The following is a 14,920-nucleotide window of genomic DNA, read 5'->3' as shown; positions in this document are numbered from 1 at the left end:
GGCTGCGCAGGTGGCACCGTCATGGTGGAGGTCCGCTTTAAGTAAGCGGCTCAATCTGCTACATAACCGCAGAGGTTTCATGACCTCGGCTGGTTGCAGGCACGATAAGTTATGGGCATGCTAGAGGCGGGGAGCCTGGGATAGTACATCCCAGGCTCCCCGCCTCTGTGTATTCAACGTCTCTGTATCTTTAGTACCCGCCTGAAATGGCGAGTCATCGGCAGAGCTAGTGGAGGTTAGAGAACCTCAACCACCTCGACGCCCTCATCTTCAAGCTCGGCAACCACGTCGTCGAGCTTGTCCTCGTGCACGGGCGCGGTCAGGTCAACCAGAACGCGAGTCTCGTAGCCTGCATCGACCGCATCGCGAGCGGTTGCCGACACACAATAATCGGTGGCGATACCGACAACATCGACGAACTCGATACCGCGCTCATCCAGCCACTCCGACAGGGGAGTCTGCGGGCCGTCCTCGGACGCATCCGCACCGGGCTCGTGCTCGCCGGTTGCGACCTCATCCTCAGGGGCGAGAAGACCCTCAAAACCCGAGTAGGCTGCCTCGAAGCGGCCCTTACGGAAGTACGCCTCAATGTAGTCGGTGTCCAGGTTCTCGTGAATCTGCGAGCCTTCGCTCTTGGCGACGCAGTGCACCGGCCAGGAGTCAACGTAGTCGGGGGTGTCAGAGAAGTGCGAGCCCGGATCGATATGCCAGTCCTGGGTGGCAATAATCGCGTCGTAGCGGTGGTGGTTGTTCTCCACGTATTCGCTAATCAGCGCGGCAACGTCCGCACCGCGCTCGGTGGCGAGGGCGCCGCCGGCGCAGAAATCGTTCTGCACGTCAACAATAATCAGTGCCTTAGACATGTCTGTCCTTTACAAGTAGGAATGAGTTTTCACTCTGATTCGCCAGGTGAAAACAGTATCTCAGAAGGGTGGTTTAGATGAATTCGGTCGGAATGATCGGCTCACCCTCCGAGAGGCGGTGGGCAGCTTCAGGAAGCTCAGCCAGGGATGCTACGTGGCGGGCGGTTGCGCGGCGCACGCCTTCCTCGCCGGTGAAGCCGGGGAGCAGCTCGCCGTTGCGGACGAAGTCTACCATGAGCGGGCGGGTGCCCTCGAGCAGGCTCGGGTCCTCGTGGGTGCCCAGAACCTCGGCGGTCGCAATGCCCATGCCGTTGAGGCGGCGGGCCGCACGCTTGGCGCCACCGATGGACGCCTTGCCAGCCGACGCCTTAGCGACCGGCTGCATTTCACCGGCGGAGTTCTCACGCTCAACAACCTTGTACACCATGGAGGAGGTCGGCGCGCCGGAACCGGTGACCAGCTTGGTACCCACACCGTAGGAGTCCACGGGCGCTGCCGCCAGGGATGCGATGGCGTACTCGTCCAGGTCGCTAGTGACGGTGATCTTGGTGTGGGTGTTGCCGAGCGAGTCGAGCAGTTCACGCACACGTGCCGCGGTGGCGACCAGGTCGCCGGAGTCCAGGCGCACGCCGCCGAGCTCTTCGCCAGCGAGTTCCACGCCGAGGCGGACCGCCTCGTCCACGTTGTAGGTGTCGACGAGCAAGGTGGTGCGGGCGCCGAGGGAACGCAGCTGCGCCTCGAATGCTTCACGTTCGCTGTCGTGCAGCAGGGTGAAGGCGTGGGCGCTGGTGCCGATGGTGTGCAGGCCGTAGCGCAGGCCAGCCTCCAGGTTGGAGGTGCCCGCGAAGCCGGCAATCACGGCGGCGCGTGCGGCGGAGACGGCGGCGCGTTCGTGGGCGCGGCGCGAACCCATTTCGAGGCAGGGGCGGTTGCCAGCGGCTGCGCTCATGCGGGAGGCGGCGCTCGCCACGGCGGAGTCAAAGTTCAGGATGGACAGCAGGTAGGTTTCGAGGACGCATGCTTCGGCGAAGGTGCCTTCGACCTGCATGACGGGGGAGTGGGGGAAGAACGCTTCGCCTTCTGCGTAGCCGCGGATGTTGCCACTGAAGGTGAAGGATTCGAGGTAGGAGAGGGTTTCTTTGTTGACGATGTTGCGGGAGGAGAGGAAGGAGAGTTCTTCGTCGTTGAAGCGGAAGTTAGCGAGGCCTTCGAGGAATCGGCCGGTGCCTGCGAGGACGCCGTAGCGGCGGCCTGCGGGCAGGCGGCGGGTGAAGACTTCGAAGGTGCACTTACGGTTGGCTGCGCCGGAGGCGAGTGCCGCCTGGAGCATGGTCAGTTCGTAGTGGTCGGTGAGAAGGGAAGTAGTAGCCATGTGTTTATTGTAGTGGGGGATTAGGGTATTTTTCCTCTTGAGTCGGCGTGTCAATCACAACATAAAGTATTCTTGACTCTAAGTGCTGTAGTATGACAAATTACCAGCACTCTGTGCGGGAGCAACGCAGGACGAACACCGGGGTAGTGCAGGACGAACACCGCAGTAGCGCAGGACGAACACAGGGGCAACACATACCCGCCCGTATAATCAAAGGGAACCGGCCGCAAAGGAAACCAATGAACACTACCGCCGTGACCCTCTCCACCGGAACCCTCGAGGACACCGACCTCGACACCACCCTGGAGAACATCCTCGCCACAGACACCCCCTGGAAAGTCATCGTCTGGAACGACCCCGTCAACCTCATGACCTACGTGTCCTACGTCTTCCGCAGCCACTTTGGCTACTCCCGCGCCCGCGCAGAAGAGCTCATGCTACAGGTGCACAACAACGGCAAGGCAATCGTCTTCACCGGCTCGCGCGAAGACGCCGAAAAACACACCCAGGCAATGCACGCCTGGGGCCTGTTGGCAACCTTCGAGAAAGTAGAAAACTAATGGCGCGACCCTTCCGCCGCACCCCCGGAGGCTACACCGCCTCCTTCGAACCCGCCGAACGCGACCTGATCCGCGAACTCGCCGAAGACGTGCGCGCGCTACTACGCCCGGCAGATACCACCGCCGACGGCGGCACCGTCGACCCGTTGGAGGCGCTGGTCGGCATCACCGAAAACCCCCCCATCCCCGCCGACAGTGCCGTAGCACGCCTGCTACCCGCCGCAAGCAGCGACGACGAGGCCGCCACCGAATACCGCCGCTACACCGAACGCGACCTGCGCGAAACCAAACGCGCGAACCTCGCCATGCTCGTCTTCGACATTGAATCCAGCGACCTGCGCCTGAACGAAGAACACGCCCGCGCCTGGGCTGCCGCGCTCGGTGATATTCGCCTGGTGCTCGCCGACCGCCTCTACATCGTGGACGAAGACACCGCAGAAGATATTGCGGCGTTCACCGATCCTTCCGAGATTGAGACCCAAGAAGAGTACATGGCTGTGGTGTACAACTTTGTCTCCTGGGTTCAGGACTCGCTCATGCTCGCCATGCTCGACGGGCTGGACGACGAAGAAGAGGAAAAGTCCGGCGGGGCAGATGGCGGGGAAAAAGAGCAAGAATAGAACGAATTTTTCAAATTCCCTTCAAACTATCGTCATATACAACCACATAATGGTGGTTCTCGACTCATATAACCGCTCAACGGACTAAAAGGGTAACCTTAGCGAGTTAGCATAGAACGTGGTACCCGACCGATAACGAAGTGTAGGTGACACATGAGTGACAGCATCGACGCAACAAATCCCTACCGTGCCCGCACCCCCTGGGGAAGCCCCGCGCCCGTAGGCCCCACCGCCGCGGCACCCATCGGCGTCTTCGACTCCGGCGTTGGCGGACTCACCGTGGCACGCGCCATCATGGACCAGCTGCCTCACGAACGCATCATCTACGTCGGCGACACCGCCCACGGCCCCTACGGTCCCCTCAAAATCGCAGAAGTACGCGCCAACGCGCTGCGCATCATGGATGAACTCGTCGACTCCGGCGTGAAAATGCTCGTCATCGCCTGCAACACCGCCTCCGCAGCGGTGCTCCGCGACGCCCGCGAACGCTACACCCGCCAGTACGGCATCCCCGTCATCGAGGTGATTCAGCCCGCCGCCCGCCGTGCGCTCGCCGCAACCCGTAACCGCAAGATCGGCGTGATTGCGACGGAGGCGACCGTCACCTCCCGCGCCTACGAGGACACTTTCGCGATTACCCCGAACCTTGAAGTGCACTCGGTGGCGTGCCCGCGCTTCGTGGAGTTCGTGGAGAAGGGCATTACCTCCGGCCCCGAGCTGCTGGAGACCGCCCGCGAGTACCTGCAGCCGCTCAAGGACGCCGGCGTGGACACCCTCGTGCTCGGCTGTACCCACTACCCGCTGCTGGCCGGCGTGATTTCCTACATTATGGGTGAGGACGTCACCCTGGTTTCCTCCGCGGATGAGACCGCGAAGGACGTGTACCGCGAACTGCTCAACCACGCCATTGAAAGCCCGGTCCCCGCGGAAAACCCGCACCACGAATTCCTCGCCACCGGCGAATCTGAGACGTTCTCGCAGCTGGCACGCCGCTTCCTCGGCCCCGAGGTCACCAACGTGCGCCACACCAGCTCCGTGGCGGAACGCTACCCGACCGGCTCGCTGGCGGCACTCACCCCCGAAATGCTTGCGGCACACCGCAGCATCACCCTCGACGAATCGGCAGATCCTGCAGAGGCAGCACACACTGTCGCGGGCACCGAATTTTCTGGCACCACCCCTAAGGACGACACCTCATGCGTCTAACCGTTATCGGTTGCACGGGCTCCTTTCCCGGCCCCGTCTCACCGGCTAGTTGCTACATGCTCACCGCCACGGACTTCGCGGGTCGAACCTGGCGCATCATCATGGACATGGGCAACGGCTCCCTCGGCATGCTCCAGCGCCATATCGACCTGAGCGATATCGACGCGATTCTGATTTCGCACCTGCACCCGGACCACTGCATCGATCTGTCCGGTCTGCACGTGGCGGTCAAGTGGGATCCGCGCGGCTGGCCTAAGGGTCGCATTCCGCTGTACGGTCCCGCCGCGATTAACGAGTACCTTTCGGCGACTCACGGCCTGGACCCGGATCCGGGCATGAGCACCGAGTTCGAGTACCACACCTGGACTGAGGGTGAGCCCGTCCAGATTGGTCCCTTCCGCGTGGAGCCGTTCCGTGTGGTTCACCCCTCGAAGGATCCGTACGCCTTGCGCATCACCTGCAACGACCGCGAGGGCCACACCGTGTTCTCGTACTCGGGCGATACCGACCTGTGCGAGGGGCTGGTCAAGGCTGCGCGCGGCGCTGACCTGTTCCTCTGCGAGGCAGCCTACCAGGAGGGTCGCGACGACGCCCTGCGCGGTATTCACCTGACCGGCAAGCGCGCCGGCGAAGCCGCCACGGAGGCGGGCGTGCGTAACCTGCTGCTAACCCACTTGCCCGTGTGGAACGACCCGGACATCGCCCGCGCGGAGGCGCGCAGTGCTTTCTCCGGCCCGGTCGGCATTGCCGAAATGGCGGCAAGCTACCGCATCTACCCGCGCCCGACGGAGGCTCACCCGGTCACGTCCACCCTGAACGTGGTGGAGGTGCTCGATCCGCCGCTGAACACCGCGATTGCGCTGCCCAAGCCCGAGCTGGACTAGGCCAAACCCGAGCTAAGCTAAAACGAGCTGGACTAGTGCAAACTGCGCTCAGCTCCGCCTGCCTTTCGACATAGAGTCAACAGACAGACACAGATTCCGCAGACAGATTCAAGGAGAACCCATGACTGCAACCCGCGAAGACGGCCGCGCCCTCAACGAGCTGCGCCCCATCACCATTACCCGCGGCTGGTCCCGCAACGCTGAGGGCTCCGCCCTCATCGAGTTCGGCAACACCCGCGTGCTGTGCACCGCATCCTTCACTGAGGGCGTGCCGCGCTGGCTCAAGGGCGAAGGTAAGGGCTGGGTGACCGCCGAGTACGCGATGCTGCCGCGCGCCACCAACACCCGTTCTTCTCGCGAGTCGCTCAAGGGCCGCGTGGGTGGCCGCACCCACGAGATTTCTCGCCTGATTGGTCGCTCCCTGCGTGCGGTCATCAACATGGATGAGCTGGGCGAGAACACCATCGTGCTCGACTGTGACGTTCTGCAGGCTGACGGCGGCACCCGCACCGCTTCTATTACCGGCGCGTACGTGGCGCTGGCTGATGCTATTTCTTGGGCGAAGGAGCAGAAGATTCTGCCCGCTAAGGCGAACCCGCTGATCGATTCGGTGTCCGCAATTTCGGTGGGCATTATTGACGGCACCCCCATGCTGGATCTGCCCTACACCGAGGACGTTCGCGCCGAGACCGACATGAACGTGGTCGTCACCGGCAGCGGCAAGTTCGTTGAGGTTCAGGGCACCGCCGAGGGCGCGCCTTTCGACCGCGACGAGCTCAACAGCCTGCTCGACCTGGCTCTGGAAGGCACCGCCGAGCTGGCTCAGATTCAGCGTGAAGCACTGGCACACTAACCCGTCCCAGTAACTAGTTCCGTCGACAAGGAGAAACTATGGCAGATGCAAAGATTGTTCTGGCAAGCCACAATAAGGGCAAGCTCAAGGAACTGCGCGAAATTCTGCGCGGACGCATTGACGGCCTGGACGTTGACACCCAGGTGGTTGACGCCTCCAGCGTGAACGCACCCGATGTTCCCGAGACCGGCGTGACCTTCGCTGAGAACTCCCTGCTGAAGGCTCGTGCTGTTGCCGAGGCAACCGGCCTGGTCGCTATTGCTGACGATTCCGGTCTGTCGGTGGATGTGCTCAACGGCGCTCCCGGTATTTTCTCGGCGCGCTGGGCGGGTAGCCACGGCGATGACACCGCGAACCTGAACCTGCTGCTGGCTCAGCTGAGCGATATTTCTGCCGAGCACCGCGGCGCGAAGTTCTGTTGCGCGGCCTCGGTTGCCTCCCCGAGCGGTTTTGAGGCGGTCGAGTACGGCGAGCTGCCCGGTGAGCTGCTGACCGCACCGGCGGGGGAGGGCGGCTTCGGTTACGACCCGATTCTGCGCCCCGTGGAGCTGAACGGTGAGAACGCCCTGTATGAGGGGCAGTACGCTGGCAAGTCTTGCGCTGAGATTCCCGCCGAGATTAAGAACTCGATTAGCCACCGTGCGCGTGCTTTTGAGGCGCTGATTCCTCAGATTGCGGCGGCGCTGGCCTCTTAAAATCGCTGTCTAAAACCGTCGCTGAGGCGCCAGAGCGTACTCGCTGTGCCGCTCTGCTGGGTGGAAACGCGGGGTTGGGTACGATTTTTTCGTGCATCCCCCTAAAATCCCCCACAGGGATACCAATTAAAGGCACAATAGGTAAAGAAGTTTTACCTCAAGGTTAGTGACACCAAAGAAACTCGTCTGCTGAAGGTACCTTCGGCAGGCGAGTTTTGCTATTGAAGAGCCTTTCAGCGGGGCATCTGCTCGACGCTTGCTGTCACCGACCGCGGTAGAAAAACCTGCAGCGAAAGAGACACACCGATGCTCATCCTTCTTCTGCTGATGGCACTCGCCCTTGCCGCCGGATGCTGGGCGTACTCCTACGTGTGGCGCGGACTGAACCGCCGCGTCATTGCCGCCGTGAAGGTGGTCGATCCGATGATTACGCTCGGCCCGTACGTCATGGCGGCGTGGGTGGCGTTTATGGCTCTGATCGCCACGAATATCTGGGCGACCGGAACCCTGCACACTGTGCTGACTATTATTTTCTGCGTGGTTGCCGCAGGGTGTCTCGGCTGGGCTGGATTCTGGCTGCTCATGCACTGCCTGGGTGGGCAGACCCCGGGCAAACGCCCGATGTGGTGGCGCGAGGCGGTTGCCGCGAAGTTCGCCTGGCGTAACCTCTCGCGCATGCCCGCCTACCTGGGTGCTCGCACCAGCATCCTGCCGGTGGAGAACCCGCATCTGACCAAGCCGTATTCGGGGTCGTGGACTCGCCCGCTCGGTGCGACCATGCCCGGGTACAGCTCCAACGGCGAGTTTATTGAGGGCTTTGACGAGTTCGGTCGCAAGATGCCGCATATCTACCCTGTAGGCCCTGAACCGACCATTTTTGAGATGGCGCGCTGGGGTAAATCGGTCAGCTCCAATCAGCTGCTGACGACCTTCCTGCCGACCGCTCCGTTTGAGCGTCTGCGTCTGCCCGGCACCATGACGGGCCCCTTCACCTTTGCGGGGGAGGTGCCGCACGGTGCGGTGACGAAGTGGCCTCGCCGCAGCGGCGCCAACCGCGCCTTCGGCTCCTACGCTCGTCTGGGCGAAATCACCGAACGCAAGGTGGAGCTGCTGATCGACCACCGCATCATTGCGGCGCTGCAGACCACCCGCGAAAGCTACGAACGCCGACACAGCTGGATGCTCGCCTTCACCGATATCGCAGACGGCGACTTCACGATGGACGCCGACGAGAACGGCAACCTGCGCATCACCTTCGGCATGATTACTGAGGGTTACGAGACTCCGTGGGTCTTCACCAGCACCCTGAAAGACAGCCCGCGCCTGCGCCGCAAGGTACGCCACGCCATGAGGGAACGCCGCGTCCTCAAGCAGAGCAGTGGCGAGCTGATGGACTGGTACTTCGTGCCAAAGCTCAGCGAGTTCCCGCACGGCCCGGTCACGAATGAGCTTCCCGAAGAGTTCTACTTCAAGTCCAATATCATGGTCACGAACCGTCACGAGAGCTCCTCGCGCGCCTCGGGTGAGGCTCACTAGGGGAAGGAACGTGGGAGCAGAGCAGCGCATTAGCGGTGACTGTCTTAATCACTCTTTTCCCCAAGCCACGCTAGAATAGAGTTCCGAACGTTGAACGCTCTGCGGGGCACGACACGCGTCGTGCCCCGCTGTCGTTCTGCCCCCGTAGCACTTGAGCCGGACTCGCACTCCGCCCGGTGGCACGCGTTCACCACTGCAGACATATTCACCCGAAAGGATTCCCGTGGCGTCTTCGAACTACACCGCCCGTCACCTCTCCGTGCTGGAAGGTCTGGAAGCTGTACGCAAACGCCCGGGCATGTACATTGGCTCCACGGACTCTCGCGGCCTGATGCACTGCCTCTGGGAGATTATCGACAACTCGGTGGATGAGGCGCTCGCCGGTTTCGGCCAGTCCATTCAGGTCATTCTGTACCGTGACGGTTCGGTTGAGGTGCGCGATGATGGCCGCGGTATCCCCACCGACATTGAGCCGCGTACCGGCCTGTCCGGTGTGGAGGTCGTGTTCACTAAGCTACACGCCGGCGGTAAGTTTGGCGGCGGCTCCTATAACGCGTCCGGTGGTTTGCACGGCGTGGGCGCTTCCGTGGTGAACGCGCTGTCTTCCCGCCTGGACGTGCAGGTGGATCGTGGCTCGAAGACCTACCAGATGTCCTTCCGCCACGGCATTCCCGGCCACTTTGAGTCCGGCCGCACCCCCAAGCCCGAAGATCCGTTCACTCCCGCAACCGAGGGCACTGACGCCCTGCAGATTGTGGGTCGCGCTAAGCGCGGCGTGACCGGCACCCGTGTGCGCTATTGGGCTGACCCGCAGATTTTCACCCCCGACGCTAAGTTCAGCTATGAGGACTTAGCTGCTCGTGCGCGCCAGACCGCGTTCCTCATTCCGGGTCTGCGTATTTGTATCCGCGATGAGCGCCGACTGCCCGGCACCCCCGGCGAGTTGGAGCCCCACGAGGAAGTTTTCCAGTACGACGGCGGCATTAGCGAGTTCGTCGAGTTTCTGGCGCACGATGAGCGTATTACCGACACCTGGCGTTTTAGCGGCAGCGGCTCTTTCACCGAGACCGTGCCGGTGCTGGGTGAGGACGGCCGCTCGCAGCTGACCGATGTGGAGCGCGATTGTGAAGTGGACGTTGCGCTGCGCTGGGGCATTGGCTATGAGACGACGGTCCGCAGCTTCGTGAATATTATTGCCACCCCCAAGGGCGGTACTCACACGACCGGTTTTGAGCAGGGCCTGCTGCGCGTGATGCGCAAGCACCTTGCCGATAACGCCCGCAAGTACAAGGTGGGTAACGACAAGATTGAGAAGGACGACGTGCTCGCCGGCTTGACCGCCGTGCTGACCGTGCGTCTTGCCGAGCCGCAGTTTGAGGGGCAGACCAAGGAGATTCTGGGTACCCCGGCGGTTCGCCAGATTGTGTCGAAGGTCGTGGGTGATGCGCTGAAGGCTCGCCTGGAGTCGACTGCCCGTGCGGAGAAGGCTCAGGCGGCCGCTCTGTGCGAGAAGGTCGTCTCTGAGATGAAGACCCGCGTCTCGGCGCGCATCCATAAGGAAACTCAGCGCCGTAAGACCGCGCTGGAGTCTTCGTCCATGCCCACTAAGCTGGTGGACTGCCGTTCGACCAATGTTGAGCATTCTGAGCTGTTCATTGTGGAGGGTGACTCGGCGCTGGGTACTGCGCGTCTGGCGCGTTCTTCTTCGTATCAGGCTCTGCTGCCGATTCGCGGTAAGATCCTGAACACTCAGCGTGCTTCGGTGACTGATGTGCTTGCGAATGCTGAGTGTGCGGCGCTGATTCAGGTGATTGGTGCCGGTTCGGGCCGCACCTTTGACCTGGACTCTGCCCGCTACGGCAAGGTCATTATGATGACCGATGCGGACGTGGATGGCGCCCACATTCGTACCCTGCTGCTGACTCTGTTCTACCGTTACATGCGTCCGCTGATTGAGTCGGGTCGCGTGTACGCTGCGGTTCCGCCGCTGCATCGCGTGGAGGTGGTGCGCCGCGGCAAGCCGAACGAGATGGTGTACACCTACTCGGAGAAGCAGCTGCATGAGCTTCTGGATTCTTTGCAGGAGCAGGGTGTGTCCTATAAGGAACCCATTCAGCGGTATAAGGGTCTGGGTGAGATGGACGCTGACCAGCTGGCTGAGACCACGATGGATCCGCGTCATCGTATGTTGCGCCGTATTCGCATTGAGGATGCGGAGGCTGCCGAGCGTGCGTTCTCCCTGTTGATGGGTTCTGAGGTGGCTCCGCGTAAGGAGTTCATCATTGCGGGTGCTCATCAGCTGGATACTGAGAGCATCGATATGTAGCTTGCGGTACCTTGCGGGGGAGCGGTGCCTGGCGTGTCACATTCCATGATTTTTCTGTGATAATAGTCACACTATTTCTTGGAAATCTCAGTAAAATCGGTATAATTTAGGCAAATTTAAGCTTTGAGTGCTACTTGAACCACCTGTCATATTCCGGGAATCTGTCACCAAAATTTTGCAGAAATAATATAAAAATGCAAAGTTTTACCGCGGTTCCGAAACTACTTCGCAACCCCGCACAGCACCACAGCGTTTCGCCCCTCAATCCACCCGCACGCCGGGGGATAACGTTCAACGTACCTTTAGCGAAACGTCAAACAATAAACGTCCATACTATGCACAGCCTACTCACAGCTCCTCAGGAAAACCCTGTACCTTAGAAGCATGAGAGACAGTGTGTCAGTAACTCTCGTATGCCCTCCATCGATGGCGGGCTACCCGAAATCTGGCACAAACACACATTAAGTACACACATAGTAAGGACCTATCAATGGATCCCCTTGATTTTGGTAGGTGGCAGTTCGGTATTACCACCGTCTACCACTTCTTCATGGTTCCGCTGACTCTGGGTCTGGGCCTTGTTGTGACCTACCTGTACATTCGCTACGTTCGTACCAAGAAGGACGAATACAAGCGCATGACGAAGTTCTGGGGCAAGCTATACCTCATTAACTTCGCAATGGGTGTGGCCACCGGTCTGGTTCAGGAATTCCAGTTCGGCATGGCGTGGAGTGAATACTCCCGCTTCGTCGGCGACGTCTTCGGCGCTCCGCTGGCAATGGAAGGCCTCTTCGCCTTCTTCGTTGAGTCGACCTTCCTGGGTCTGTGGATCTTCGGTTGGGATCGCCTCAAGCCTGCTGTACACGCATTCTCGCTGTTCATGGCAGTCCTCGGCTCCTGGATTTCTGCATTCTTCATTCTGGTTGCAAACTCCTGGATGCAGCACCCCGTTGGTGCAGAAATGATTGACGGTCGTCCCCGTATGACCGACATCGGCGCTGTGCTGCTGAACCCCCTCGCATGGGTGACCTTCACTCACGTCATCACCTCCGCTATCCAGGTTGCCGGTGGCTTCCTGGTTGGTATCGCATGGTACAAGCTGTGGCGCCGCCGCAAGGACGGCATCGACAAGGTCGTTGACGGCAAGGTCGTTGTTGGTGAGTCCGACAAGGGCGCACGCGACAAGGCAGACTTCCAGGTCTGGTTCAAGTCCCTGCGCCTGGGCGCTGTTGTGGGCCTCCTCGCCTTCGCAGGTATCGGCGCGTCCGGTCACATTCAGGCGCAGATGATGATTCACGAGCAGCCCATGAAGATGGCTGCTGCAGAAGCTGCGTGCCACGACGGCACCTCCTTCTCCGTTCTGACCGTCGGTGAGCTCGGCGCTCAGAGCTGTGACAAGATCACCCCCGTCATCGAGGTTCCCGGCGTGCTGTCCTTCCTGGCACACGACAACTTCGACACCCCGGTGAAGGGCATCCAGACCCTGCTGCCCGAGTATGAAGCTAAGTTCGGCACCAACCTGCCCAACAACCCGCTCTACGGTGAGCGCGCAGGTCAGAAGATTGACTACCTGCCCTCCCTCGAGGTCTCCTACTGGGGCTTCCGCGGCATGATGGGCCTCGGCGGAATCGTTCTGCCCTTCTACCTCTACGCACTGTGGGTAACCCGTAAGAAGGGCGTAGGCACCGTCCCTGAGTCCAAGCTGCTCAAGAACGTTGCTGTCTGGTCTATCCTGGCTCCCTTCTTTGGCATCGCACTGGGCTGGATCTTCACCGAAATGGGCCGCCAGCCCTTCGTTGTGGCTCCGAACCTTCAGGGTGATCCCTCGATCCACCTGTTCACCGCAGCAGCTATCTCCCCGGGTGTTTCCGGTGAAGAAATCCTCTTCTCCCTGCTCACCCTGGGCCTGCTCTACGGTGTGCTGATGGTGGTTGAGGTTTACCTGCTCATTAAGTACGTCAAGGCCGGTGTTGTGGCAGCAATGCCCGAGCTGGTTCAATCGCACCACGAGGACGAGTCCAACGACAAGTCCAAGCGCGATGTGCTGGAGTTCGCCTACTAGGCGGGTAAGGATTGATTCACCATGAACTTTGATTTCAATATCTTTGCCGGTCAGCCTGGCCTGCCCACCCTCTGGTTTGTCGCCATTGGCGTCTTCCTCATCATGTACCTGATCCTCGACGGCTTCGACCTGGGCGTCGGTATGCTGATGGGTTCCAAGTTCACCAAGAACGAGAAGGAACGTCGTCTGCTGCTGAACATCATCGGCCCCGTCTGGGACGGTAACGAGGTGTGGATTGTGTCCGGCGGTGCTGCTATCTTCGCAGCATTCCCCATCTGGTACGCAGCCCTCTTCTCGGCTCTGTACATTCCTCTGACCCTCGCGCTGGTCTTCCTGATTCTGCGCGTGGTCGCAATTGAATACCGCGGTAAGAAGAACGACGAGAAGTGGATTCGTAACTGGAACATCGCTCTGTCTGTTTCTTCCTTCTTCATCGCGTTGCTCGTCGGTGCTCTGCTGGGCCTGACCTCCATGGGTCTGCCCATCAACGACAATGGTGACCGCGTCGGCGGCGCCTTCGCTTGGGTCTCCCTGCCGGTTCTGCTCGGCGGCCTGGGCTTCGTGGGCTTCGCTCTGGTTCAGGGTCTTGCCTTCATCGCTCTGAAGACCGATGGTGACATCCGTGACCGTGCCCGCAACACCCTGGTACGCTGGTCTCCCGTCCTGCTGCTGCCGATCGTTGCATGGGTTCTGACCCTGGACTTCACCACCGGTAACGGCGTCTCCTGGCTGTGCACCATCCTGGCTGTGGTTGCTGTTCTGATTGCTTGGATCTCCGCAAAGGGTGGCCGTGAGGGTCGCGCTTTCGCTGGTCTGTCCGTGTTTCTCGCATTCGGCGCGTTGGCAATCTTCACCGCAATGTACCCGAACGTTCTGCCCTCCACCCTGGACCCGGCATACTCGCTCACCATTGCGAACGCATCCAGCTCCGAGTACACCCTGGGCGTTATGACCTTCGTGACCTGCCTTGGTCTGCCGGTCGTCTTCGTCTACCAGGCTTGGACCTACTGGGTCTTCCGTAAGCGTCTGCACGTGGATCACATCCCCGACGCTCACGACGCTACCGAACTGGCTGAACTGCCGACCAAGTAGCATGTAGCTGATTGAAGGATCCCCCGAATTTCTCTTTTGAGAAGTTCGGGGGATTTTTCTATGCCCGCTGAGGACCAGGTACACAGAGGAGTAGGCGCACAGAGGACTATTCCTGCAGGGGACTATGACCGTAGCGGATGCAACTCTCGGCAGATGAGTAGGCGCGCAAAAATTTTTGGTGCACACCCCCCCCGAAATTCGAGCGCGACAGGGAGTAGAACGTGTAATGTGGTGTACAACTCACTCTTATGAAAGGTGTTCAACGATGAAGTCCCTCACCCGCCGCACCACCGCCCCTCGTACCGGCACGCGCCGCCGCCTGCTCGCCACGGGCGCCCTGCTCTGCATCGGCATCATGCCCCTGAGCGCCTGCTCGCTCTTCAACCCGCCGTTGGAACGCGACGAAAGCGTCCACGCCATCTTCGACGCGGAACAGGACATCGTAAAGATGCCCCTGGACGATTACGTCTACTACGAGGTGGGCACTCATTACGAATACACGGCCTATCAGATTGCCAAGAAGCAGTGCTACGCCGAACACGGGCAGAGCTACACCGACCCCGACCAAGCTCCCCAATCTGAAAGCGCGCCGCGTGGCGATTTGGGCCGAAAGTACGGTCCCTGGAACGTCGAGTACGCCCAGAAGTACGGTTTTCAGAAGCGAGACCCCAACGCCAAAGCTCCCATCTCCGTCACCCCAGGGGCAAGCCTCAGCCCCGAGGAGAGGCTCATCATCGAATGTGATGACAAGGTCCGCGAGACCCTGGACGCCGCGGTGCCCGAAGGTAAGAGGCCCGAGAATGATGTGCAGTCCACATCCAGTCGTATCTCCACCGAGGCGGGCAATGCCG

General features: G+C 60.8%; 12 protein-coding genes and 1 pseudogene. 11 read left to right on the top strand and 2 right to left on the bottom strand.

Annotated elements, in window-relative coordinates; translation table 11 throughout:
• Positions 1 to 236: 236 nt before the first annotated feature.
• Both HMPREF2884_RS07520 and HMPREF2884_RS07515 read right to left on the bottom strand, forming a co-directional pair.
• Positions 237 to 863, bottom strand: coding sequence for an isochorismatase family protein (locus HMPREF2884_RS07520; RefSeq protein ID WP_070616516.1), 627 nt, complete (start codon positions 861 to 863; stop codon positions 237 to 239).
• A gap of 73 nt (positions 864 to 936) precedes the next feature.
• The gene (locus HMPREF2884_RS07515; RefSeq protein WP_049326937.1) at positions 937 to 2,235 is read right to left on the bottom strand and encodes a nicotinate phosphoribosyltransferase; all 1,299 of its coding nucleotides are present in this window, start codon (positions 2,233 to 2,235) and stop codon (positions 937 to 939) included.
• A 239-nt stretch (positions 2,236 to 2,474) separates the two neighbouring features.
• Here HMPREF2884_RS07515 and clpS point away from each other — a divergent pair, with 239 nt between their 5' ends.
• The 11 genes and pseudogenes from clpS to HMPREF2884_RS07460 form a co-directional block, all read left to right on the top strand.
• Positions 2,475 to 2,795, top strand: coding sequence for an ATP-dependent Clp protease adapter ClpS (clpS, locus tag HMPREF2884_RS07510; RefSeq protein ID WP_005506424.1), 321 nt, complete (start codon positions 2,475 to 2,477; stop codon positions 2,793 to 2,795).
• Positions 2,795 to 3,415 carry a DUF2017 domain-containing protein gene (locus HMPREF2884_RS07505; protein ID WP_070616514.1) on the top strand — a complete coding sequence of 207 codons (621 nt, stop codon included), beginning with the start codon at positions 2,795 to 2,797 and terminating at the stop codon, positions 3,413 to 3,415. Before clpS ends, HMPREF2884_RS07505 begins: the two co-directional genes overlap by 1 nt.
• Before the next feature lie 153 nt (positions 3,416 to 3,568).
• Positions 3,569 to 4,621, top strand: coding sequence for a glutamate racemase (gene murI / locus HMPREF2884_RS07500; RefSeq protein WP_005507827.1), 1,053 nt, complete (start codon positions 3,569 to 3,571; stop codon positions 4,619 to 4,621).
• Positions 4,612 to 5,505, top strand: coding sequence for an MBL fold metallo-hydrolase (locus HMPREF2884_RS07495; protein WP_005507828.1), 894 nt, complete (start codon positions 4,612 to 4,614; stop codon positions 5,503 to 5,505). The genes murI and HMPREF2884_RS07495 overlap by 10 nt, the downstream gene beginning before the upstream one ends.
• Positions 5,506 to 5,626: 121 nt before the next feature.
• Positions 5,627 to 6,358 carry a ribonuclease PH gene (gene rph / locus HMPREF2884_RS07490; RefSeq protein ID WP_005506419.1) on the top strand — a complete coding sequence of 244 codons (732 nt, stop codon included), beginning with the start codon at positions 5,627 to 5,629 and terminating at the stop codon, positions 6,356 to 6,358.
• Positions 6,359 to 6,396: 38 nt separating this feature from the next.
• Positions 6,397 to 7,053, top strand: coding sequence for a non-canonical purine NTP pyrophosphatase (locus HMPREF2884_RS07485; RefSeq protein ID WP_070616512.1), 657 nt, complete (start codon positions 6,397 to 6,399; stop codon positions 7,051 to 7,053).
• Between the two features lie 306 nt (positions 7,054 to 7,359).
• Complete coding sequence (locus HMPREF2884_RS07480) at positions 7,360 to 8,589, top strand: RDD family protein (RefSeq protein WP_070616510.1); 1,230 nt, start codon at positions 7,360 to 7,362, stop codon at positions 8,587 to 8,589.
• 223 nt (positions 8,590 to 8,812) lie between these two features.
• Positions 8,813 to 10,915: a DNA gyrase/topoisomerase IV subunit B gene (locus HMPREF2884_RS07475; protein WP_070616507.1), complete on the top strand. Its 2,103-nt coding sequence runs from the start codon at positions 8,813 to 8,815 to the stop codon at positions 10,913 to 10,915.
• Between the two features lie 490 nt (positions 10,916 to 11,405).
• Positions 11,406 to 12,977 (top strand): cytochrome ubiquinol oxidase subunit I, encoded by a 1,572-nt coding sequence (locus HMPREF2884_RS07470; protein WP_005507833.1) that lies wholly within the window; start codon positions 11,406 to 11,408, stop codon positions 12,975 to 12,977.
• A gap of 21 nt (positions 12,978 to 12,998) precedes the next feature.
• Complete coding sequence (gene cydB / locus HMPREF2884_RS07465; protein WP_070616505.1) at positions 12,999 to 14,069, top strand: cytochrome d ubiquinol oxidase subunit II; 1,071 nt, start codon at positions 12,999 to 13,001, stop codon at positions 14,067 to 14,069.
• A 265-nt stretch (positions 14,070 to 14,334) separates the two neighbouring features.
• Positions 14,335 to 14,920, top strand: a pseudogene (locus HMPREF2884_RS07460) (multidrug transporter); the annotation flags it as partial.

The sequence above is a fragment of the Rothia sp. HMSC073B08 genome, from assembly GCF_001812975.1.
Lineage (GTDB): Bacteria > Actinomycetota > Actinomycetes > Actinomycetales > Micrococcaceae > Rothia > Rothia mucilaginosa.
Note: the sequence above shows the minus strand (reverse complement) of the source record. Positions and strands in the feature narration are given on the sequence as shown.

Bases quoted from the DNA above. Each gene is read 5' to 3' on its own strand.
- HMPREF2884_RS07520 (WP_070616516.1), bottom strand. From the start codon at position 863: ATGTCTAAGGCACTGATTATTGTTGACGTGCAGAACGATTTCTGCGCC.
- HMPREF2884_RS07515 (WP_049326937.1), bottom strand. From the start codon at position 2,235: ATGGCTACTACTTCCCTTCTCACCGACCACTACGAACTGACCATGCTC.
- clpS (WP_005506424.1), top strand. From the start codon at position 2,475: ATGAACACTACCGCCGTGACCCTCTCCACCGGAACCCTCGAGGACACC.
- HMPREF2884_RS07505 (WP_070616514.1), top strand. From the start codon at position 2,795: ATGGCGCGACCCTTCCGCCGCACCCCCGGAGGCTACACCGCCTCCTTC.
- murI (WP_005507827.1), top strand. From the start codon at position 3,569: ATGAGTGACAGCATCGACGCAACAAATCCCTACCGTGCCCGCACCCCC.
- HMPREF2884_RS07495 (WP_005507828.1), top strand. From the start codon at position 4,612: ATGCGTCTAACCGTTATCGGTTGCACGGGCTCCTTTCCCGGCCCCGTC.
- rph (WP_005506419.1), top strand. From the start codon at position 5,627: ATGACTGCAACCCGCGAAGACGGCCGCGCCCTCAACGAGCTGCGCCCC.
- HMPREF2884_RS07485 (WP_070616512.1), top strand. From the start codon at position 6,397: ATGGCAGATGCAAAGATTGTTCTGGCAAGCCACAATAAGGGCAAGCTC.
- HMPREF2884_RS07480 (WP_070616510.1), top strand. From the start codon at position 7,360: ATGCTCATCCTTCTTCTGCTGATGGCACTCGCCCTTGCCGCCGGATGC.
- HMPREF2884_RS07470 (WP_005507833.1), top strand. From the start codon at position 11,406: ATGGATCCCCTTGATTTTGGTAGGTGGCAGTTCGGTATTACCACCGTC.
- cydB (WP_070616505.1), top strand. From the start codon at position 12,999: ATGAACTTTGATTTCAATATCTTTGCCGGTCAGCCTGGCCTGCCCACC.